Genomic DNA, 20,002 nt, shown 5'->3' on the forward strand with positions numbered 1-20,002 from the left:
TATATTTATAATGCCAAATCTATGTCATCATCAATGGATAATTTCATCATCCGCAAGAGTAACATTTTCTTCAGAAAGCTTGTCTTGAGGCGAAATACATTAAGATCAAACGTATTTGCCATGAGGTACCTGAGTTTTTCCCGCCAGGATGTTTGGGTGTTGTTCGTTACCGTTTATCCGGCTATGATGATTCTGGCCTATCTACTTTTAAAAGATGCTTACTTCACTTTACCGCTGTTTATCTATGCCACACTTATTACCTGGCTTATAGGTACCTGTTCATGGGTGTTTCATATTACCGCAGCCAACATACTCAATTATGTGGTGCCCCAATATACCAAAACCCATCTGCGCATTGCCATGCAAATGATGGTATATGCTGTTTTAACACAGCTAATGTGTATCAGCCTATTTTTTGCCTATAAAGGTGCCGGGTTTATCCGTTTTCAATTTAATTGGAGCAATTACAGCCCGCTGTTTATAACCGGCTTCCTCATCAATGTTGTAGCTACAAGTTTTCATGAAGGAATCAAATTGTTTGATAAATGGAAAATATCATTGGTAGAGACGGAGAAATTAAAGAAGATCAATCTGCAAAGCCAGCTGGATAGCTTAAAGAACCAGGTAAACCCTCATTTTTTGTTCAATAGCCTCAATTGCCTCTCATCCCTTATCAGCAGCGACCCGGATAAAGCAAGCGAGTTTTTAGATGAGATGAGTAAAGTATACCGGTACCTGCTGCGCTCAAACGAATTTGAGCTGATTCCCCTAAGCAGCGAATTGCAGTTTGTTCACTCTTTCTTTCACATGCTTAAAACACGTTATGGCGATGGTATTGAACTGCATATTGATGTTGCCGATAATAAACAGGACCTGCTGATCCCGCCATTGACGTTGCAAATGCTGATTGAAAATGCGGTAAAGCATAATACCATACTAAAGAACAGGCCGCTTAAGATTGATATCAAAACTGATGAAGCCGGCTTTTTAACAGTAATTAATAACCGGCAGAAAAAAGTATCAAAGGTGCTGTCCAACAAAATTGGCTTGCAGAATATCATCGCCAAATATGAGTTGCTTAACCATAGCGGCGTGATCATCAACCAGGATAATGAAGTTTTTAGCGTTAGCCTTCCCCTGATTAAAAATTTATGACCATGAAAGTGCTGATTATTGAAGATGAACAGCTGGCGGTTGCCAAACTCACCCAAACGCTGAACAAGGTGGCGCCAGAGGCTGATGTGATAGGGGTTACCGAAAGTATAGCCTCATCGGTGAAATGGTTTAATGAAACGGCCACCAGCCCGGACCTGGTACTGATGGATATTGAGCTGGCCGACGGGCAAAGCTTCGCTATTTTCAATGAGGTGCAGGTTGATTGCCCGGTGATCTTTACAACATCTTATGACGAATATGCTTTAAAGGCCTTTAAGGTTAACAGTATCGATTACCTGCTTAAACCTATTCAGCAAAATGAATTAAAGGCGGCCATTGATAAACTGAACCATTTGCGCGGAAGTATACAGCCCGATGATCATACCCTGAAGATTGAAAAACTGGTAACCGAACTGCAAAAGCAAACCACCGGCATTAGTTACCGTAAGCGTTTCCTGGTAAAGCATCTGCAAAAACTGGTATCTGTGGAGGTAGCTTCCATAGCGTATTTTTACAGTGACGAAAGGGTTAATTTTTTTACTACGGGCGATGGTAAAACTTACATTGTTGATTATACCATGGACGAGATTGAAGAAACGATTGACCCTGAGCAATTTTTCCGTATCAGTCGTTCTGTGATCGTATCAATCAATAGTGTAGACCAGATACAGCCTTATTTTGGTAATCGGCTGATATTGAGATTAAAGCCCGCATTTGATAAGGAGGCCATTGTAAGCCGCGAAAAAGTAAATGATTTTAAGGTTTGGATGGGCAAGTGATCAGCCGAACAGGTCTATCTTTTTTTCGATAGTATCGGCTATAAGGTGTACCAGTTTATCATCCAAACCACCCGGGTTCTGGCAAACAGACAAGGTTTCATGGTCATCGGGGTTAAAGCTTACCAGTAACTTATCGTCCTGGTAAACCTCCAGTTTGCAGCGCTGATGGCTGTGATGAATGTATTCCTTTACCTCTAATTGCAGGTCCTGTTTGTTGTACTTGATTTTCAGATTGAATTTTTCCATTGCTGCTCCGGTTTATTATTTAACCACAACCGGCAGTTATTGTTGAAGGAATTTTTACACAGCTATTTCCCAAGCAGACGCTCATAGTCGGCCAGTGTATCTATATCTATGCTGCCTTCCTCAAACTCAACTATGGCAACATCGTTTTCCTGGGCTTGCAATAGTTGTTTTGCCCCATGGTTGCCACTGAGCGATAGCAGATGGCCAAATAAGCCTTTGTTGAACAGGGCAGGTACACCAATGGTGCCATTATAACTGCAGGCAACAACAGGCTTTTGTGTTTGCAGGCGAACCTGGAGCATGTTGCTTAACAATTTAGACGTTACAAAGGGCTGGTCGCACAGCATCATAATAGCACTGGTGATGTTAGGATGCTTTTGTAATTCGGTAATTCCGGCTTTTATGGATGCCGACTGACCTTGCTGCCAGTGTTTGTTGTAAACAAGGTCCGCTTCATTGCTTATGTTACTGAGTGTAATATCTTCGGCGTTAGCGCCAAGCACAACTACAACCGGCCTGCATGGCGATCTGATACCGGCATCGACGGCCCTTTCTAGCAAGGTTTTGCCTTTATAAAGCAGGTTTTGTTTGGGATGGCCTAAGCGGCTGGAAGCGCCTGCTGCCAGTATGATCAGTCCGGTCATTTACTGCTTACAGGTTTTAAAAGCCCGGCGTGAATAGGAGTGGGCTTATATTTCAGCGAATACCCTTTGCGCGACGAGAATACGGCCTTAATTTCTGCTATGATGGAAAGCGCTATCTCTTCCGCGCCTTCCGAGCCGATATCCAGGCCGACAGGCCCATAAATATTTGCCATTTGATCTTCGGTTATTTCGATGCCACTATCTTCAAGTTCGGCCAGCATGCGTTCAAGCTTCTTTTTGGGCCCAAGCATCCCAATGTATGGCAAATTGCAGGGCAGCAGGTGCTTAAGCAATTCTATTTCGTAATTATAGTTGTGTGTCATCAGGACAAAGGCTGTCCACTGATTTAAAGAAACACCATCAAGTACCTGTTGAGGTTTGGCTACAAGTGTTTGCTGTGTCAGCGGAAAACGTTCGGCAGTAGCGTAATTTGGCCGGCCATCCACAACGGTGACATTCCATCCTAATACGGATGCAATTTTGGTAAGCGGAATAGCATCATTACCAGCCCCTGCAATAACCAGCGACATTTGCGGCCTGATATGTTCGATAAAGGCGGTATAAGTTAAATTATCACTGGTGTAAGTTTTAACCTCTGACCGATGGTTCTCCAGTACATATTCAGCATCATTAATAAGGCTTAAACGGTAAGGTGTATTTTCAAGGCCGTTCAAAAACACACCGGTATCTGTAAGGCAAAGGCAAGTCCCGGGTTGCGGTGCTTTACGATGCTCTACGGAAAAGAGGGTGACCAATACAGTGTTTGCTTTGCTTGCTACTACCGCCCTTAGCATGGCAATAGGGTTGTTGGTCTGCCGGTCGTCAACCGGCTCTATCAAAATGTGGATAATGCCATTACATCCCAGGCCAACGCCAAGCCTGGCGTCATCATCATCAGTAGTATCATAGGTAACCAGCATAGGCTGCTGCTGCAAAATAACCAGTCGGGCTTTGCGTAGGGCATCACCTTCCAGGCAGCCGCCGCTAATGGCGCCGGTCAGCTGTCCGTCCTCGGTTATCAGCATGCGTGCACCAGCCCGCCTGTAGGCCGAACCTTCAACCAGCACAACAGTAGCCAAAGCGGTTTTTTTACCTTGCTTGTTTGCAGTATCGTAAGCGTTTACTATGTCAATAATCTCTTTCAAATCAGTTTATCGGGCGTTATAGGTAAATCCCTTACGCGTTTGCCGGTAGCGTTGTAAACCGCGTTGGCAACAGCCGCGGCCATGCCTATCAAAGCTATCTCGCCCATGCCTTTAGAACCCATTGGGTTAATATAGGGGTCGGGTTTGTTAACAAACAGGGCTTCTATCTGCGGAATATCAGCATTTACAGGTACATGGTAATCTGCCAGGTTATTGTTCACATACCGGCCAAAGCGATCATCTATAACACCTTCTTCCATCAAAGCCATGCCAATACCGCCAATAGCGCCGCCTACTATCTGGCTTCGGGCAGTTTTCGGGCTGACAATGGTGCCCGAATCTGCTACGCACACTACCTTATCTATCTTAGTAACGCCCGTTGTAGGGTGAACCAGAACCTTTACAAAGTGTACCGACCAGGATTGCATCGAATATTTTTCGTTGTTAGGCCCGGGCTGCGATTTGGTGAGCACCTGTACCGACGGCAGGTTTTTATCTTTCAATATCTTAACATAATCCAGCTTATCTGCACCGCCATTACCCATCAGCTGCTGAAATTTTTCTTTAAGGATAGAGCAGGCTTCATGTACAGCCGACCCAACAGTTGAAGTAGTAGCCGAGCCGCCCTGCATGGGGGCATCCGGTAATGATGAATCTCCGTTTTCAAACCTGATCTTATCTGTAGGGATATCCAATTGTTTGGATGCGATGAGCACCATTGCGGTACCCGTGCCCGGACCAATATCGCTAACGGCGGTTTGCAGCAGCAGGGTACCATCGGCGTTCATGGTAGCGCGTACCACAGCTTTTTCGCGGTAGGCGCCAAACATGCCGCTACCCATGCCGTAGCCAACCAGCCAGCCGTTTTCTTTAACGGACGCAGGTTCCTGCTTGCGTGCGTCCCATCCAATGCGGTCGGCGCCCATTTTATAAGCTTCATCCAGAAATTTGCTGGAGTATTCTTTTTTATTGTCAGGATCCGTTTTAGCGTAGTTTTTCATGCGCAGTTCAATAGGATCCATCTTGAGTTTGTATGACAGCTCATCCAAAGCCGACTCGAGCGCGAAGGCGCCTGTAGCTTCGCCAGGGCCGCGCATCCAGGTAGGGGTGTTCACGTTAAGCGACACCAGCTTGTAGCGGGTGGTAACATTGGGGCAATCATACAGGCCTTTACTGGTATTGATAGGCCCTTCGGCAAAATCTTCATAAACGGATGTTTGCCCGGCAGCTTCGTGGGTAATGCCTATCAGTTTGCCATCTTTTGTGGCGCCAATGCCTATACGCTGCCAGGTGTATGGGCGATAACCAACAGAGGTAAACATATCCATACGTGTAAGTACCAGCTTGACCGGGCGTTTAACTACCTGCGCACCTAAAGCCGCGGCAATTTCATGGGGCCATACCTGTAACGCGCTACCGAAAGCACCGCCAACATATTTGGAGTTTACCTGTACATTTTCTACGGGCAGCTTAAAAGCTTTGGCTATATCGCCCTGTGTGGCCTGTACGCCCTGGGTTTTATCCCAAACGGTTAATTTATCAGGTGCGTCCCAGCGGGCGATGATGGCATGCAGTTCCATTGGGTTATGTACCTCGGTGGGTTGTATGTACTCCTCCTGCAGGTTTACAGGAGCGGTTTTCCATGCATCGGCAGTGCCGCGTACAAAATCTTTACCATCCCAGGGGGCAGCGCCCCTGCTTAAATCCTTAGGCGGGGTAGTGTCATGTTTTTCTTTATTATAAGTGGCTTTAACTAATGATGCTGCATAAACGGCTCTTTCAAAAGTATCCGCGATCACCATGGCGATAGGCTGGCCGTTAAAAAAGATCTTATTGTCATTGAAAACCTTTAACGGTCCGCTTTTAGCCTCTGGCTTGCCCGGGTTTTTTGCCTTTTGATGCCCCGGAACCTTTGGTGCGTTAAGATAGGTTAATACCGACAGAACGCCCGGCGCTTTTATTGCTTTCGCTGTATCTATTGTAGCCACCGTTCCTTTAGCGATGGTACTGCCCACTAATACGGCATATACCATGTTATCCAGCTTGTATTCGGCGGTATATTTGGCCTGCCCGGTTACTTTAGCCCTGCCATCTATACGGCCCAAACCATCGGCCGACGAAGGGATGGCCTTTTTGAATAATGCTTCTTCCATCATATTATATTAAGCCTGCGGCATGTTTAAGGGCCTCGGTAATAGTAGCCGGGGCAAGTTTTAACTTAAATGAATTATACTCGTAGCCTTTTGCACCCTGCATGGCTAACTGAGCGGCTGCTGCAAAGTTTTCTTCAGTTGGCTTTTTGCCAACGAGTGCTTTTTCAGCGTCAAACAAGCGCCAGGGTTTATGCGCAACGCCGCCCATAGCCAAACGCACGTTTTGAATAGTATCGTTTTGTATATCCAACGCGGCAGCGCAGGATACCAGCGCAAAAGCGTACGACTGCCTGTCGCGCACCTTAAGATAATAGCTGTTCCTGGCAAAGTTGTTTGCAGGGATATTAACTCCCAGTATCATTTCGCCGTTGGCAAGGTGGTTATCAAACTGGGGTGTTTCGCCCGGCAGGCGATGAAAATCCGTGAACGGAATGGTTCTGTTACCTTTTGGCCCGCTGAGTGTCACTGTTGCATCAAGGGCTGCCAGGGCCACGCACATATCGCTTGGATGTACAGCAATACACTTGCTGCTGGCGCCAAATATGGCGTGCATGCGGTTAAAGCCGCCAATGGCTCCGCAACCGCTGCCCGGTTCGCGCTTGTTGCAAGGCATGGCGGTATCGTAAAAGTAAGTACAGCGGGTACGCTGCATCATGTTGCCACCTACGGTGGCCATATTACGCAGTTGAGGTGATGCCCCGGCTTTTAGCGCCATTGCTAATAATGGTTGTTGTTGCATTACCAGATTGTTTTCAGACACGGCACTGTTTAATGCCAGGGCGCCAATGTGCAGGCCGGTGTCTGTCTGACTGATGTCTTTTAAAGGCAGGTTATTGATGTCTACCAGTTTATCCGGAGCCATAACGCCGCGCTTCATCAAGTCGATAAGGTTGGTGCCGCCTGCTATGATTTTAGTGCCCGGCTTAGCTATGGCGCTGATAACGCCGGCATTGTTGGTCGCTTTTAGGTATTGGAACTGTTTCATGCCGGCTGCCCTCCATTCTTTACTTCCAGTATGGCATTTACTATGTTAGGGTAAGCACCGCAACGGCAGATGTTACCGCTCATGTATTCCCTGATTTCAGCCTCTGAGTTGGCATGCCCCTCATTGATGCAAGCCACTGCCGACATGATCTGTCCCGGCGTGCAGTATCCGCACTGAAAACCATCATGTTTGATAAATGCTTCCTGCATGGGATGTAATTCATCGCCGTTTGACAGCCCTTCAATGGTGGTGATTTTTTTACCGCTTACCATAACACCCAAAGTAAGGCAGGAGTTTACCCTGTGCCCGTCTACATGTACCGTGCAAGCGCCGCACTGCCCATGGTCGCAGCCTTTTTTGGTGCCCGTCAGGTCGAGTTGCTCACGTAGGATATCCAAAAGCGTAGAGCGTGGTTCAACCTTCAGGTCATGCACCTGCCCGTTAACCTCCAGTTTTACGGGCAGCTTTTCCAGCGCTTCTGCAATGGCTTCATCCACATGATCTTCGGCGGCCTTTAAGGCCGTAGCCGGTGTTAATGCAACTGCTGTAAGCAGGGAGGATTTCTTAATGAAATCGCGACGGGTATCAACAGTAGTATCTTCGCTTTGCGGCGATGTACAGGGCGTTTTATCAGACATAGGTATCTAATTTGGTATTCAATGTCAAGTTAATGCTTTTTGAAAGGTGCAGCAAGTAAATCAGTTATTTATAAACTGTATAAACAACTAAAGGACTAATATTCCTACAAATAAAAAAGGCAAACGGTTTTACGTTTGCCTTTATAAAATATCGGTAAAGTTTATGATATAGCATCAAAAGCCTGCTTAAAGTCGTTTAGCAGGTCTTCCCGGTCTTCAATCCCTACAGACAGCCGTATCATACCTTCGGGTATGCCCATTTCGGCCCTGCGCTCGGCCCCAAGCTCAAAAAATATGGTTTGGGCCACCGGTATAGCCAGTGTGCGTGTATCGCCCAGGTTGCTGCTTTTAATAACCACCTGCAGGCGGTTAAGAAATGCGAAAATATCCACCCCATCCTTAAGCGCAAAACTCATTAATCCGCCATGTAAACGGAACAACTTTTTAGAAAGCTCGTGCTGAGGGTGATCTGGCAGGCCGGGATAATAAACTTTATCTACCAGCGGATGATCGTTTAAATATTCGGCTAAGGCTTGTGCATTTCCACAGGCATGTTGTAAACGCAGGGCAAGCGTTTCTGCACCTACCGAGATGTTATGTGCCGCCTCAGGTGCAAGGGTGCCGCCGCCATCGCGCAAGCCGCGTTTACGTATCTGCGTAATACCCAATAGTTCGGGTTTTATCTGCTGGCGCAAAATCTGGGCAATGCCGGGATAAGCATCCCAGTTGAACAGCCCTGTATCGGTAACTGCGCCTCCAAGGGCATTGCCATGGCCGCCTATGTATTTTGTTAATGAGTTTACCACCAGGGATGCCTTTACATTAACCGGTTGAAAAATGTATGGGGATGTCATGGTATTATCTACCATATAAATCAACCCATGTTCTTCGCAAAAGTTACCGATAGCTTCCAGGTCGGCTATTTGTGTGGCCGGGTTGGCAATGGTTTCTACAAACACCATGCAGGTGTTTGGTTTGCATGCTGCCCTGATGTTATTTACATCGGTTGCGTCAACAAAGTCAATGTCCAGGCCAATCTCGGTAAAGGTTTGCAGCACGCTGCGGCTGTTGCCAAACAAAAAAGAACTTGCCACAATATGGCTACCCTGTTTTACAAGGGCAAACACGGTTGCCATGATGGCCGCCATACCGGTAGAAAAACTTACCGTTGCAATGCCTTTTTCCATCATGGTAATCTTATTTTCTAAGGCCGCGGTTGTTGGGTTACCCTGGCGCGAGTAAGCAAAACCTTTTTCTTTATTCTGGAACACATTTACCAGCCCTTGTACATCATCAAAGCCCCAGGTTACGGCAGTATGAATTGGCTGGTGTAAAGCGCCAAACTCAGGTTTGCGTAAGCGGTCGGCATGCAGCAGGGTAGTGGTAAAACCTCTTTTTTGAGTCATGATAATAAGTACATGTAATATTTCGCAATGATAGGGTATCTGGCCGGTAAATGCAAAGCCAACAGATTATCGTTTTAAAATTTAGGTTGCATTACATACCATTTAACCAAGCTTTTTGAACGATTGCCTGTAAAGGAGGTTAACGCCTAACAAATAAGGCATAAGTAAAGTAATAGCAGGTATTATGGAAAGATAAGCTGCAACTGCCAGCGGCCCGCCAACTGAAGCCGGAAGAAGATTAAAAACAGTGCCGAGGCAGGCAAAAGTAATATAGCTTACAGTGCTTTTTTTAGATAACAACTTAGCAAGATATAAGGCAAATGACATTGCCGCGGTTGCAAGATAGATCAGTGTCACTTCAGTCATACGAACCACAGTGAAAACATCACCCACAGACCTGATCCAACCGGGCTTTACAGGATGCCCGGGTTCTGAATATTTGACAAAGACATGTGTGAGAAAAAATCCCCAATAAGCCATGTTCAAAACAAATAATGGCAGGGCTATACATATCATTGTTTTGCCATACGATGCATAATTTTTACCCCGTGTTTGTGCTAACAGTTTATGCAGTTGTATAAAGCCAATTGCCATTGATATACCGCTTAATATTAATATGGAATATCTGCAGACCTGTTCGGTAGCAAGGGCCGCCCATGCAGCAGGGGTTTCGGGCGGAGGGCCCATACCTCCAAAAATGGAAACAAGCGCCCAGGGGGCAATTAAAAACCAGGTAGCTCTGTGGTTGTCCGTAATTAATTTACCTTGTATGGTTTGGGTCGCTACTATCATTATGCTTGCGTTGATAAGCCATGATGGAATATATATTTTATAACTCACATGCCCTATAACAAATGCAAGTACGGTTACTATTACCGGTACCAACAGTAAGTATAACAGGCTGATTTTGCGGTATGATAACCTATCGTGATAAAGCATATAAACAAATTTACCATAAATTATATGCAACAAAATACCTGATAGTCAAATAAATACTACCAAATGAGCTGCATATATCTATAAAGCAGCAAATAATCAAAAGGGCTATGCAAAACCTAATTTAAACACTATTTGTTACCTTGCGGCACATTTACATCTTCTGCCGCATGAAAAAATTATTGTTGTTGATCCCTGTGTTGTTTATGCTTTCGTGCAAGCAAAAAGCCGCTGACTCTGCCGATGGAAAGAAGCTGAATAAGTATGCACAGCAGTACGTTACACTTGGGCTTACTATTGGCCAGTATGATAATAACTTTGTAGATGCCTACTATGGCCCCGACTCCCTGAAACCGAAAGAAATTAGTGATAAAGCTGATTTTCCACGTGATAGCATACTCGCATCTATCAATGAACTGATGAATGCCGTTAAGGTGGTTGGCGATGATGCAGATATCGACTCAAATAAAACTCGTGCAACGTGGATGTACAACCAACTGCTGGCGTTTAGCCGCAGGGTAAGGCTGATTACAGGTGATGAGCGGTCGTTTGACGAAGAATCGCGCGAATTGTTTGGAGTAGCCGCACCGGCTTATGGCGAAGAAAATTTTAAAGCCGAACTGGATAAACTTGACAGCCTGTTGCCAGGAAAAGGGAATGTTAATGACCGCTTTCAGAAGCTTGCCAATAAGTTTATCATACCCAAAAATAAGCTGGATACGGTATTTAAGGCAGCCATTGCTGAAGCACGTAAACGTACCATCAGCCACCTGAAATTGCCATCTGCCGAAAGCCTGACATTGGAACTGGTAAACGATAAACCCTGGAACGGTTACAACTGGTATAAAGGCAATTATAAAAGCGAGGTGCAGATCAATACGGATATCAAGATATTTATTGACCGTGCCATAGATGTGGGCAGCCACGAAAGTTACCCGGGCCACCATGTGTACAACATGATGCTCGAGAAAAACCTGTACCATGACAGGGGCTGGGTTGAAGTATCTTTATATCCGCTGTTCAGCCCGCAATCGCTTATTGCCGAGGGTAGCGCTAACTTTGGTATCGAGATGGTTTTCCCCGGGGATGAAAAAGTAAAGTTCGCTAAAAATGTATTGCTGCCAATGGCAGGGTTAGATACTGCCGGGGCAGATACTTACTTTAAAGCTTTGGCAATAAAAAATCAGTTAAACTACGCCCGTAACGAAGCTGCCCGTGGTTTGATAAACGATACCATGAGCCCGAGCAAGGCGCGCAGTTATCTGCGTAAATACTGCCTGATGAACGATGAGACAGCAGATAAATCGATCAGCTTTATTAAAAAATACCGTAGTTATGTTATTAATTACAACTACGGTCAGGATCTGATCAAAAATTATATCGAACGCAACGGCGGAAGCACTAAAAATCCGCAAAAACGCTGGGAACTGTTCACCCATTTGTTGAGCAACCCGGTAAACCCGGCTGACCTGGTAAAGAAGTAAGCAGATCAAAAACTGTCGCTGGAGCCGCCGCCACCGCCGGTACCTCCACCAAACGGGCTTTGTTGACGCGTATGCGTATTAGGAACCTGCGCGGCGGTTTGCCCTATCACAAACCCTTCTATATTGAGTTTATCCCAATCGGTGGCTTTAACAGGTTCAGCATAGGTAATACCGTGCTTAGGTGTTTTGAAATATCTAATCAATGTATATGCTAACAGTAGTAAGATGGCGCCGGCCAATGTGAGCATAAACTCAACAGGCAGCAAGTGATAGTAATTCCGGAAGGTAGCAACAGCAACAGCTGTAAGCAGCATACCGAGCCGTAACATTACCCGGTTTCTTTTTTTGATACCTATGGCAATAAAGGCCAGCGGCAACATGGTGGTCCACATCCAGAAGAAAAAACCTAACTGAACGTGCGTATTGCTGTCATTCAGGCCGTGTAAAAGGTTATTAAGCTTGTTTACTACAAAGTAGTTGCCTGCAAAGTACAATGTAACTAATGCTGTAACTTTGGCCACCTCAAGGCAAAGCCAATAGTTAATGTCAGTTTTACTTTTAGCTATTTTATCAAGCAGCGCATAAACTCCCCCTGCGGCTAATATCATCACAAAAGGCATGGTAGTTAAACCAAAGTTGCCCAGCTTGGCCCATAAAAAATAAATCAAACAAAAAAACGATACGCAACTGCCAAAGGCCATCGCCACATCGGCAAAGCGGAGTGTTAGGTAGACAGCGACCAACAGCAATATCATAAACTCGGTTATAAACCCCATGCCCCCGTATTGCCCGCTGTTGGTAAGCCAGGTGATACCCACTATTAATAAAATGGCAGTGTAATATAAAAAAGCGTTATCTATACCCGAATGGAAGTACCTGTCGTTTTTAGTGATCCACTCCAGCCCTAAGTAACATAGTACCCCAAGGAATAAGGGCCAGATCGGGGATTCGATAAAGTCTCCGCTCGCTGCAATCAGGCTCAAAAGGCCCGATGAAAGCAATAATGCAATTAAGGTTAGGATGAAAAAGCCTATCCGAGCAACAATTCCGGGCAGATAAAAACCTACCGGGTAATGTGCTTTAATAGCATTTAATTCATCTTTACTAACGTATCCATCTTCCTGATCGGCCTGTAATTGTTTAACTATACGCAGGTTGTAAAGCCACTCTTTGTTATATATGATCATCGGCCTTTAAATTTTTATTGATGTTGATGAGTAAAATAATTAAGCCGACTGCCGATGCAATAAAAAGCATAACTGCAAAGTATATAATCTCTATATCATGCCATTTGGTGCTTGAAATTACTTTTCCTACCAGGCCGCATAATGCTATATAACTGTAAAGCAGGGCAATCAAAATAAAATAAAAAGAGCGGTGCTTACGCCCGTCTAAATAAATATAAGCGGCCACTCCAAACAAGGCAAATGCCCAAAGCACACAAGCAGCACTATCGAAAAAATGAAAAAAGCCTGATAACAATGCTATGAAAGTTATGTGTGCCCCATAATTGTGATAATTGAATTTAAAATGCCTTTTAAAATCCAAACGATGCGTAAGATAAGCGGCGGCAAGTAATAAGATACCTAAAGCGAGGTAAGTATAAATAAGTTTTTCGGTACTAAAACTGCCTGCCATTAATAAGGTTTTGGGCGTAATGGATACGCCCATCCAAACAGCAAGGTTAGCAATAGCCATACTAAGGATTCCCAAATGGTCAAAATCATAAGCGATATAAAAAAGTAGCACCATTGGGATAAAGGTGGCCAGGCCGTAATTATTCCCGAATAAATTGTATTGGTATTGTAAGTAGCCGATAAATGTAACCAGCAGGATGCTGCCCAAAAGCAAAACGTAATCAAAGGCCATATTGGGCGATTTTACCCTCAGCCTGCTGAACGGCGCCTTATGCTTAAAGCAATAAAAAAAACAACCGATAGCTACCACAGCAATTAAGGCAAGTACCGCCTGATGGCCAATGGTATCGATATTTTTATAAACCAGTATGCCAAGCCCGCCGGTAAACATCAGCACACCCAAATAAAGTAACAGGTTAAGCTCCCAGTGTACAGAAAATAAACTGTGATTGCTTTTGGTCTTGAGCTTTTGATAAGACTCATCGCTTAGTAAGCCTTTGTCCTTAAGTTGTGAGTAGATGTCCTGTTCCAATGGTTTAGGGTTGTTGAGTTTTAAAGATAGCAAACACCATTGATTAACAAAAACAAACCGGCCGGCATATTAATGCCGGCCGGTTCACCTTAAATAGACAAGCTATTGTTTTAGGCTGCCTTTGCAGTAGAAATGATTTAAGTTTAATTACTCTTAGCGTCCTTGATATAATCAATCGCCTTCTGCGCAAGATTGGCCGACTCATCGTCGTTCTTGTCTTTTCGCTGCTTAGCTATTTCCTCAAGGGATGTGATCAATCTTGGGGCTATACCGTACCTTTTATAAGTAACTGCCAGGTCGCGAATGGTAGTAATACCTTCGGCAACATAGCTGCGGTTATTCATGCGGCCGATGATCTTAGGCATTGTTTTAATAGCGTTATCAACCTTAACCTGCACCGATGCGTTTTTAAATGCTTCGATCACAAAAGGCCATTCCGCGTCAGATCCGTTCATGGCATAAACGCCAACGATAGCAATAGCCACCGGGCCTTCGGCTTTTGGCTGTAAAGTTTTGGCTGTTTTAAAAGCTTCGTCGGGCGCCACGTTATTCAGGGCGGTTAAAGCGGCCGAACGTACATTATAAGATGGGCTGTTTAACGCCGCTGTATATAGCTGTTTATAGGATTGCGAGCCAGTTTTACCAAGCAAGGTAATTGCCGCGGTGCGCACGGGGTACTTAGGGTCTGTTGTTGCCAGGTCAATAACAGTTGGCAAAGCAGATGCCATCAGATCTTTATCATCTGTTTTTATTGTTCTGATCGCCCTTATGCGCAAGCCATAATATTTGTCTTTTAACGCAGCCAACAATATTTGTTTACCCTCAGGAGTTCCAGGTTGCTCTGTTGCCATTTGATAAGCTTCAAAACGGTCCATATAAAGCGGGGCATGCTGGTATTGATATAAAAATTCGGCAGGTGTTTTATGATCGGTCTTTTTTGTAAGCAGTATTTTATCAGCATCAACGTTTACAAGATATGGTTTGGCAGGTAACTTAAAGCTTAAGGTATCTTTTGCGTGGCTTAACCAAACCTTATGCCTTTGTTTAGTTCCGTTTGTGTAGATATCTATAGCTACAGGCAATTGAAATATTTGTCCTTGCTGGTTTTGCGCTATAAATACTTTTTCTGTCTTTGTAGCATCATCCCATTTATAGGTAATATCCAATACAGGATGGCCTGCTCCGTAATACCACTGATTAAAGAACCAGTTAAGGTCCTTGCCGGATACTTCCTCTAAAGCCAGGCGCAGGTCCTGCACTTCGGCACTTTTAAACGAGCGGTTTTTAAGATAAAGCCCCAATCCTTTAAAAAACGCATCATCACCCAGGTAATTACGCAGCATGTTCAAAACAAGGCCGCCTTTATCATAAATGTTAGAACCGTTTATACCTTCGGCATCCGAATAATAAAAAGGCACAAGGTTTTGGTTCGCGGCTGTTTTGTTATTAAGGTAAGCCTGCAGTTCATCGTACCGCTTGGCATCCCCATCGTCTTTGCCATATTTTTTCTCGTTCCAATACTTTTCGCCAAATACGGCGAAAGATTCGTTCAAGGTTTCGTTACTCCAGCTTTCGCAGGTGGCCAGGTCGCCAAACCATTGGTGAAACAATTCGTGCGCTATGGTGGTACCGCCTGTTCCGTTAGGGTCGTCTACCAATTCCCATGGGCTTTTTTGCACGTAGTCGCCATGTAACGTGGCCGAAGAGTTTTCCATTGCGCCAAGTGGATAATCCCTTACAACCACCTGCGAATACTTTTCCCACGGAAAATCGACACCAAGTACCTTCGAGAAAAATTCCATCATCTCTGGCGTTTGCCCAAAAACGGCTTTTGCATACGGAAAATATTTTGGCTCCAGGTAATAATTCACCTCTTTATTGCGCCATTTATCTTTGTATATTTTAAATTCACCAATGGCCATCATAAAGAGGTAGGGCGAATGCGGCAACTTCTGCTTCCAGGTATCAGTTCTGGTTCCGTCCGCGTTGTTTTTTTGACTGATGAGTAAGCCGTTGGATAAAGTGGTATACCGGGCCGGCACTGTCATGCTAAGTTGCTGGGTGGTTTTTTGGTTGGGCACGTCGATGGTTGGGAACCAGCACGATGAAGCTTCTGCCTCGCCCTGTGTCCAGATCTGGGTAGGTTTGTCTTTTTCTGTGCCTTTCGGATTTACAAAATACAAACCTTTGCCATCAAGTTTATGCCCGGGTTTATCATGCAGCAGGTTAGGCTTTGAGGTGTAATCGATATAAACTACATATTGTTCGCCTCCCTGATATTTTTTGTCAAGCTTAATATTCAGCGTAAGGCTATCATCATACGTGTAAGTAAGCGGCTGCAATTTACCGGCTTTTACTATAGCAATTTTATGGATGTCCATACCCTTGGCATCCAGCCTTAATGAATCTGTCGCGTAAAAATGAGGTTTAAGCGTTACCCATTCTTTACCGTATAAATAGGCTTTCTGATAATCAAACCTTACATCAAGTTTGGTATCAACAAGATCATTGATCCGCTCGGGCGTTTCGCGGTAGCCTTTCCCTTCCTTAACGCCTGCAAAGGGCTGGGCAAAGCTTTCTTTAAAAATGAGTGTAAAAAATAGTATCAACAGAAAACAGGAGTAGTTTTTTTTCATTTGTTATGTATTGATCGGATAAAGGCGTAAGATATTTCTTTTTTAAATAAATTGTATTTAATAAACCATTCGTCTACAATATTTTTACAAAAATCATTGGTATGTTGCAAAAATCATAGATGTAACTTCTTTCCAAAGAGTGGTGAAAATCTTGTAAAAGTCCTTAGTAAATTAAAATAAAAATGCCCAACCCGAATTCCAGGCTGGGCATTATGTTGATCAATTGCTATTGCAACTATTGTTTATGTATTTCAACGCGGCGATTAAGGGCGCGGTTTTCTTCGGTAGTGTTGGGTGCCACAGGTTTGCTTTCGCCATAGCCTTTAACAGACAGGTTATCGGCACTTATGCCACTGTTAACCAAATAGGTTTTGACAGAATTAGCTCTTTCAACCGATAGCTCCATGTTATGCTGATCGGTACCCTCGGCCGATGAATGACCATCAAGCTGAAATTTAACCGATGGATCTTTTTTCATTTCAACTACAGCCTTGTCCAAAATTGGGTAGGCATCAGTTTTTAATATTCCTGAGTTAAATTCAAATTGTATGTTTTTAAAGTTGTAATCGGGTTTTGGTGCCGGTGGTGGTGGCGGCGGCGTTGGGGCCGGAGCTGGTTTTGGGGCTGGCGGCGGAGGTGTTGGTTTAGTTTCTACAACGGGAGGAGGGGGTTTAACAATCGGCTTTTTTGATTTACATGCCGGTAACACCCCTGCAGACAATATGATTATAAGTGGTAAACAATAAGACTTTAAATGCTTCATGCTTGAATAGTTTTAGTTAAACAGAAAAACGACTGAATTAAGCGGGATATTGTTATTCAGTTTAATATCCTGCCTATTTTGTAAATTAGGGGCTAACTTATAAAAATGTATTTATGCTACCGAGTAAACTGAAAAATATTTGGCTGATTGTATTGATTTTGTTTGTAGCCACCAGTGTTTCTGCGCAAAGTATTGTTGCCTTACAGCAGGGCCGGCGTACCAGCATCAGGGGCTTATCGGTATTAAATGACAAGGTTGCCTGGGTAAGCGGTAGCGGTGGACATATTGGTATTACTACGGATGGCGGTAATAACTGGACATGGCAACAGGTAAAAGGTTTTGAAAAAGCAGACTTCAGGGATATAGAGGCTTTTTCTGATAAAGAGGCTGTGATCATTAGTTCGGGCAGCCCGGCCTATATTTTAAAAACTACCGATGGCGGAATTAACTGGAGCGTGAAGTATGAAAAGGCAGATACCGTTTATTTTTTAGACGCGATGGATTTTGAAAACCCCCGCCATGGCTTTGTATTAGGCGACCCTATAAACGGAAAGTTTCTGCTATTAGAAACCCAAGACGGCGGCAATAGCTGGGCGCAGGTAAACGATGCCCCCGCGGCTCAGAAAAACGAAGCTGCCTTTGCAGCCAGCGGCACCTGCCTGCGTGTTGCGGATAAAAGGATAACTATTGTGACCGGCGGGGGAGATAGCCACGTGATCACATCGCCCATCAACAAATTAAACTGGAGTTATAATAAGTTGCCTCTGACTAACGGAGCGGCCAGCAAGGGCGCTTTCTCCATTGCCTATGGCAAGAAGCAGGCAATTGTGGTTGGGGGCGACTATGTAAGAAATAAGGCGACAGATTCTGTAGCTTATATTTTTGCATCAAAACACGATTTTAAAAAAGGAGCGTTTCCTTCGTCAGGTCCGGCGGGTTACCAGTCGGGCGTTGAGTTTATCAAAGACGGCATTTTTGTGTCGACAGGAACGTCCGGCACCAATATTACGCTGGATGGGGGTAAAACCTGGCGCAAAATTGGTGATGATAGTTACAATGTTTGTCGCATTGCCAAAAATGGCAGCCTCATTTTATTAGCCGGAGATGGTGGGAAAGTAAGTTTGATAACTTTAGATAAAATTTAATTTTTTGTGTTTTAGGCACTTATTGTAAAGTTTACAATTTATTTAAAAATGGTTTGCAGGCAATAGTTATTAATCCTATATTTGCACCACTTTAACGGAAACGGATATAACAATTCAAACAAGTTAAAGGATGATTCCGTAGCTCAGCCGGTAGAGCATAACACTTTTAATGTTGGGGTCCTGGGTTCGAGTCCCAGCGGGATCACTTAAAAAAAATCATAACGCCCTGTAAGTCAACACACTTACAGGGCTTTTTTTTATTCTGTTAAAACATCTCTCTTGGAGACCTGAACACACTGATCCATTAAAATTTTAAATAAGATGAATCTCTTAAATCAAATTGGATACATATTAACAATTGTCGCTTTTAACAACTGCACCAATTGTAGTTCAAGGGAAGATCAAACCTCGGAAAAAATAATTACTGTTCTTAAGCAAACACCCGTTTCCAATTTCAGGGCTGATAAAGAGGAGTCATTTAATAATTTTTTCAAAAAATTTGAGTCAAGTCAGTCTTTTCAAATATATAGGATTTCTTTTCCGCTTACTGTAGAACATTTGCAAGACGACGTAGAGTCAAAAAGGATTATACAAAAAAGGAAATGGCATTATACTGACTTTCATAAGAATTAAAAGTCCTTACTTGTTATAAGGAAAATTGATAATAATACATATAATGTTGAGTTTACAGTTAAAGAAACGGGAGTCTTTGTCAATCACATCTTCAAAAAAGTACACGGTTTGTGCATGCTTACACTAATAAAAGATGAGTCCGACTAAGAGGTAACTCCAATTGATAAAACAATATGTGTGAAATTGAAAAGAATCTGCTGTATCTTAAAAATGCCGAGCCAATAGTCTTTGAACACGATATTAAAGATGCCTTAGTAATAAATGGTGTAATAGTTGTGTTGTTGAATATACCTCCTCAAGCACGCAATAATTTGAATGTATATGCATTTGATGTTAATGGCGATTTTTTCTGGCGCATAAAGCCTACTGATCTCTACCAAAAGTCAAAAGATTGCCCCTATATAGGTATAGCAAAACTAAGAGATAACACCATTACTTTAACCAATTGGTGCGACACTGTAATAACTGTTGATATAATATCTGGAGATATTGTGGAAAAACATCATGTTAAGTAAAATGGGTGTAACATTTAATTGAGATGGTAAATGGAAAAAATTCATTGTGCGGATATCATATCTAAAAAATTTATCTATTTAAAATAATCATTGATTCATCGGTACACCTTGTTGACAAATTATAAAGACAGTATTTACCCATAGCCTTGCCATAATTTTTTAAGTTGTTTGCAGCAATAAAGCTCACTGTTTAGGCACAAATATTTTTATGGGGCAAAAATCCCATTTATTGACAATTTAAAGTTTATGTAGGTCCTTGTCTGACATAAAAATAAATTGCGTAAAACCAACTCCCAACCCTTTCCACAAGTAAATTTGAAGCAAACAAACTTTTAGCTTTATTGTATAATATACAATTGACCAAGTGCTGTGAATCCAGATCTTATATCCACCATTACAAAGTTAAAGGAGTTGCGGGAACAAAACCTCAAATTAAGCGAAATGCTGTCCGCAAATATGGCTAAGTATAAAGCCGACTTGAACGCCTTAGATGTAAATGTCCGCAAGGCGAAAATCAATTATTATCGGTTAGTTGATGGGCCTTTTGAAGTTAAGAGAATTATTTACCCG

18 protein-coding genes and 1 tRNA gene are annotated in these 20,002 nt (G+C 43.5%); 7 read left to right on the forward strand and 12 right to left on the reverse strand.

Translation table 11 applies throughout. The annotated features are described in order from the left end of the window. Positions 1–120: 120 nt before the first annotated feature. Both ACFQZX_RS03785 and ACFQZX_RS03790 read left to right on the forward strand, forming a co-directional pair. Positions 121–1,155, forward strand: a complete 1,035-nt coding sequence (locus tag ACFQZX_RS03785) for a sensor histidine kinase (protein ID WP_377111453.1) — start codon at positions 121–123, stop codon at positions 1,153–1,155. 2 nt (positions 1,156–1,157) lie between these two features. Continuing rightward, complete coding sequence (locus ACFQZX_RS03790; protein ID WP_377111455.1) at positions 1,158–1,934, forward strand: LytR/AlgR family response regulator transcription factor; 777 nt, start codon at positions 1,158–1,160, stop codon at positions 1,932–1,934. Here ACFQZX_RS03790 and ACFQZX_RS03795 read toward each other — a convergent pair whose 3' ends face one another. The 8 genes from ACFQZX_RS03795 to ACFQZX_RS03830 all read right to left on the reverse strand — a co-directional run bounded on the left by ACFQZX_RS03795 (position 1,935) and on the right by ACFQZX_RS03830 (position 10,090). Beyond that, entirely contained in the window at positions 1,935–2,180 is a 246-nt protein-coding gene (locus ACFQZX_RS03795) for a hypothetical protein (protein ID WP_377111457.1), read from the reverse strand. A 62-nt stretch (positions 2,181–2,242) separates the two neighbouring features. Continuing rightward, entirely contained in the window at positions 2,243–2,824 is a 582-nt protein-coding gene (locus ACFQZX_RS03800) for a nucleotidyltransferase family protein (protein WP_377111459.1), read from the reverse strand. Next, complete coding sequence (locus tag ACFQZX_RS03805) at positions 2,821–3,969, reverse strand: XdhC family protein (RefSeq protein ID WP_377111461.1); 1,149 nt, start codon at positions 3,967–3,969, stop codon at positions 2,821–2,823. The genes ACFQZX_RS03800 and ACFQZX_RS03805 overlap by 4 nt, the downstream gene beginning before the upstream one ends. Further along, complete coding sequence (locus ACFQZX_RS03810) at positions 3,966–6,125, reverse strand: xanthine dehydrogenase family protein molybdopterin-binding subunit (protein ID WP_377111463.1); 2,160 nt, start codon at positions 6,123–6,125, stop codon at positions 3,966–3,968. The genes ACFQZX_RS03805 and ACFQZX_RS03810 overlap by 4 nt, the downstream gene beginning before the upstream one ends. Position 6,126: 1 nt before the next feature. Continuing rightward, the gene (locus ACFQZX_RS03815; protein ID WP_377111465.1) at positions 6,127–7,107 is read right to left on the reverse strand and encodes an FAD binding domain-containing protein; all 981 of its coding nucleotides are present in this window, start codon (positions 7,105–7,107) and stop codon (positions 6,127–6,129) included. Continuing rightward, positions 7,104–7,745 (reverse strand): (2Fe-2S)-binding protein, encoded by a 642-nt coding sequence (locus ACFQZX_RS03820; RefSeq protein ID WP_377111467.1) that lies wholly within the window; start codon positions 7,743–7,745, stop codon positions 7,104–7,106. The genes ACFQZX_RS03815 and ACFQZX_RS03820 overlap by 4 nt, the downstream gene beginning before the upstream one ends. A 161-nt stretch (positions 7,746–7,906) precedes the next feature. Further along, positions 7,907–9,151 carry a cystathionine gamma-synthase family protein gene (locus ACFQZX_RS03825; protein WP_377111469.1) on the reverse strand — a complete coding sequence of 415 codons (1,245 nt, stop codon included), beginning with the start codon at positions 9,149–9,151 and terminating at the stop codon, positions 7,907–7,909. A 102-nt stretch (positions 9,152–9,253) separates the two neighbouring features. Then, on the reverse strand, positions 9,254–10,090 hold the full coding sequence (locus ACFQZX_RS03830; protein ID WP_377111471.1) for a hypothetical protein: 837 nt from the start codon (positions 10,088–10,090) through the stop codon (positions 9,254–9,256). A gap of 167 nt (positions 10,091–10,257) precedes the next feature. Here ACFQZX_RS03830 and ACFQZX_RS03835 point away from each other — a divergent pair, with 167 nt between their 5' ends. After that, on the forward strand, positions 10,258–11,571 hold the full coding sequence (locus ACFQZX_RS03835; protein ID WP_377111474.1) for a hypothetical protein: 1,314 nt from the start codon (positions 10,258–10,260) through the stop codon (positions 11,569–11,571). Positions 11,572–11,576: 5 nt separating this feature from the next. Here the strand turns inward: ACFQZX_RS03835 and ACFQZX_RS03840 are convergent, their stop codons facing one another. The 4 genes from ACFQZX_RS03840 to ACFQZX_RS03855 form a co-directional block, all read right to left on the reverse strand. Then, complete coding sequence (locus tag ACFQZX_RS03840; protein ID WP_377111477.1) at positions 11,577–12,758, reverse strand: hypothetical protein; 1,182 nt, start codon at positions 12,756–12,758, stop codon at positions 11,577–11,579. Further along, on the reverse strand, positions 12,745–13,773 hold the full coding sequence (locus ACFQZX_RS03845) for a DUF2157 domain-containing protein (RefSeq protein WP_377111479.1): 1,029 nt from the start codon (positions 13,771–13,773) through the stop codon (positions 12,745–12,747). The genes ACFQZX_RS03840 and ACFQZX_RS03845 overlap by 14 nt, the downstream gene beginning before the upstream one ends. A 110-nt stretch (positions 13,774–13,883) precedes the next feature. Continuing rightward, positions 13,884–16,376 carry a M1 family aminopeptidase gene (locus ACFQZX_RS03850; protein WP_377111481.1) on the reverse strand — a complete coding sequence of 831 codons (2,493 nt, stop codon included), beginning with the start codon at positions 16,374–16,376 and terminating at the stop codon, positions 13,884–13,886. 235 nt (positions 16,377–16,611) lie between these two features. Beyond that, positions 16,612–17,139, reverse strand: a complete 528-nt coding sequence (locus ACFQZX_RS03855; RefSeq protein WP_377111483.1) for an OmpA family protein — start codon at positions 17,137–17,139, stop codon at positions 16,612–16,614. Positions 17,140–17,252: 113 nt separating this feature from the next. Here ACFQZX_RS03855 and ACFQZX_RS03860 point away from each other — a divergent pair, with 113 nt between their 5' ends. From ACFQZX_RS03860 to ACFQZX_RS03875, 4 genes are all read left to right on the forward strand, one after another. Then, positions 17,253–18,284, forward strand: coding sequence for a WD40/YVTN/BNR-like repeat-containing protein (locus ACFQZX_RS03860; protein WP_377111486.1), 1,032 nt, complete (start codon positions 17,253–17,255; stop codon positions 18,282–18,284). 132 nt (positions 18,285–18,416) lie between these two features. Then, positions 18,417–18,489: transfer RNA gene (locus tag ACFQZX_RS03865), tRNA-Lys, on the forward strand. 116 nt (positions 18,490–18,605) lie between these two features. Beyond that, positions 18,606–18,917 carry a DUF4348 domain-containing protein gene (locus ACFQZX_RS03870; RefSeq protein WP_377111489.1) on the forward strand — a complete coding sequence of 104 codons (312 nt, stop codon included), beginning with the start codon at positions 18,606–18,608 and terminating at the stop codon, positions 18,915–18,917. Between the two features lie 173 nt (positions 18,918–19,090). Next, positions 19,091–19,432 carry a hypothetical protein gene (locus ACFQZX_RS03875; RefSeq protein WP_377111491.1) on the forward strand — a complete coding sequence of 114 codons (342 nt, stop codon included), beginning with the start codon at positions 19,091–19,093 and terminating at the stop codon, positions 19,430–19,432. Positions 19,433–20,002: the final 570 nt, after the last annotated feature.

This window comes from Mucilaginibacter litoreus (assembly GCF_042676805.1).
GTDB lineage: Bacteria > Bacteroidota > Bacteroidia > Sphingobacteriales > Sphingobacteriaceae > Mucilaginibacter > Mucilaginibacter litoreus.

Coding starts and splice junctions, on each gene's coding strand:
- ACFQZX_RS03840 (WP_377111477.1), bottom strand. CDS start 12,758: ATGATCATATATAACAAAGAGTGGCTTTACAACCTGCGTATAGTTAAA.
- ACFQZX_RS03830 (WP_377111471.1), bottom strand. CDS start 10,090: ATGCTTTATCACGATAGGTTATCATACCGCAAAATCAGCCTGTTATAC.
- ACFQZX_RS03795 (WP_377111457.1), bottom strand. CDS start 2,180: ATGGAAAAATTCAATCTGAAAATCAAGTACAACAAACAGGACCTGCAA.
- ACFQZX_RS03835 (WP_377111474.1), top strand. CDS start 10,258: ATGAAAAAATTATTGTTGTTGATCCCTGTGTTGTTTATGCTTTCGTGC.
- ACFQZX_RS03825 (WP_377111469.1), bottom strand. CDS start 9,151: ATGACTCAAAAAAGAGGTTTTACCACTACCCTGCTGCATGCCGACCGC.
- ACFQZX_RS03850 (WP_377111481.1), bottom strand. CDS start 16,376: ATGAAAAAAAACTACTCCTGTTTTCTGTTGATACTATTTTTTACACTC.
- ACFQZX_RS03810 (WP_377111463.1), bottom strand. CDS start 6,125: ATGATGGAAGAAGCATTATTCAAAAAGGCCATCCCTTCGTCGGCCGAT.
- ACFQZX_RS03855 (WP_377111483.1), bottom strand. CDS start 17,139: ATGAAGCATTTAAAGTCTTATTGTTTACCACTTATAATCATATTGTCT.
- ACFQZX_RS03785 (WP_377111453.1), top strand. CDS start 121: ATGAGGTACCTGAGTTTTTCCCGCCAGGATGTTTGGGTGTTGTTCGTT.
- ACFQZX_RS03820 (WP_377111467.1), bottom strand. CDS start 7,745: ATGTCTGATAAAACGCCCTGTACATCGCCGCAAAGCGAAGATACTACT.
- ACFQZX_RS03790 (WP_377111455.1), top strand. CDS start 1,158: ATGAAAGTGCTGATTATTGAAGATGAACAGCTGGCGGTTGCCAAACTC.
- ACFQZX_RS03815 (WP_377111465.1), bottom strand. CDS start 7,107: ATGAAACAGTTCCAATACCTAAAAGCGACCAACAATGCCGGCGTTATC.
- ACFQZX_RS03860 (WP_377111486.1), top strand. CDS start 17,253: ATGCTACCGAGTAAACTGAAAAATATTTGGCTGATTGTATTGATTTTG.
- ACFQZX_RS03800 (WP_377111459.1), bottom strand. CDS start 2,824: ATGACCGGACTGATCATACTGGCAGCAGGCGCTTCCAGCCGCTTAGGC.
- ACFQZX_RS03870 (WP_377111489.1), top strand. CDS start 18,606: ATGAATCTCTTAAATCAAATTGGATACATATTAACAATTGTCGCTTTT.
- ACFQZX_RS03875 (WP_377111491.1), top strand. CDS start 19,091: ATGTGTGAAATTGAAAAGAATCTGCTGTATCTTAAAAATGCCGAGCCA.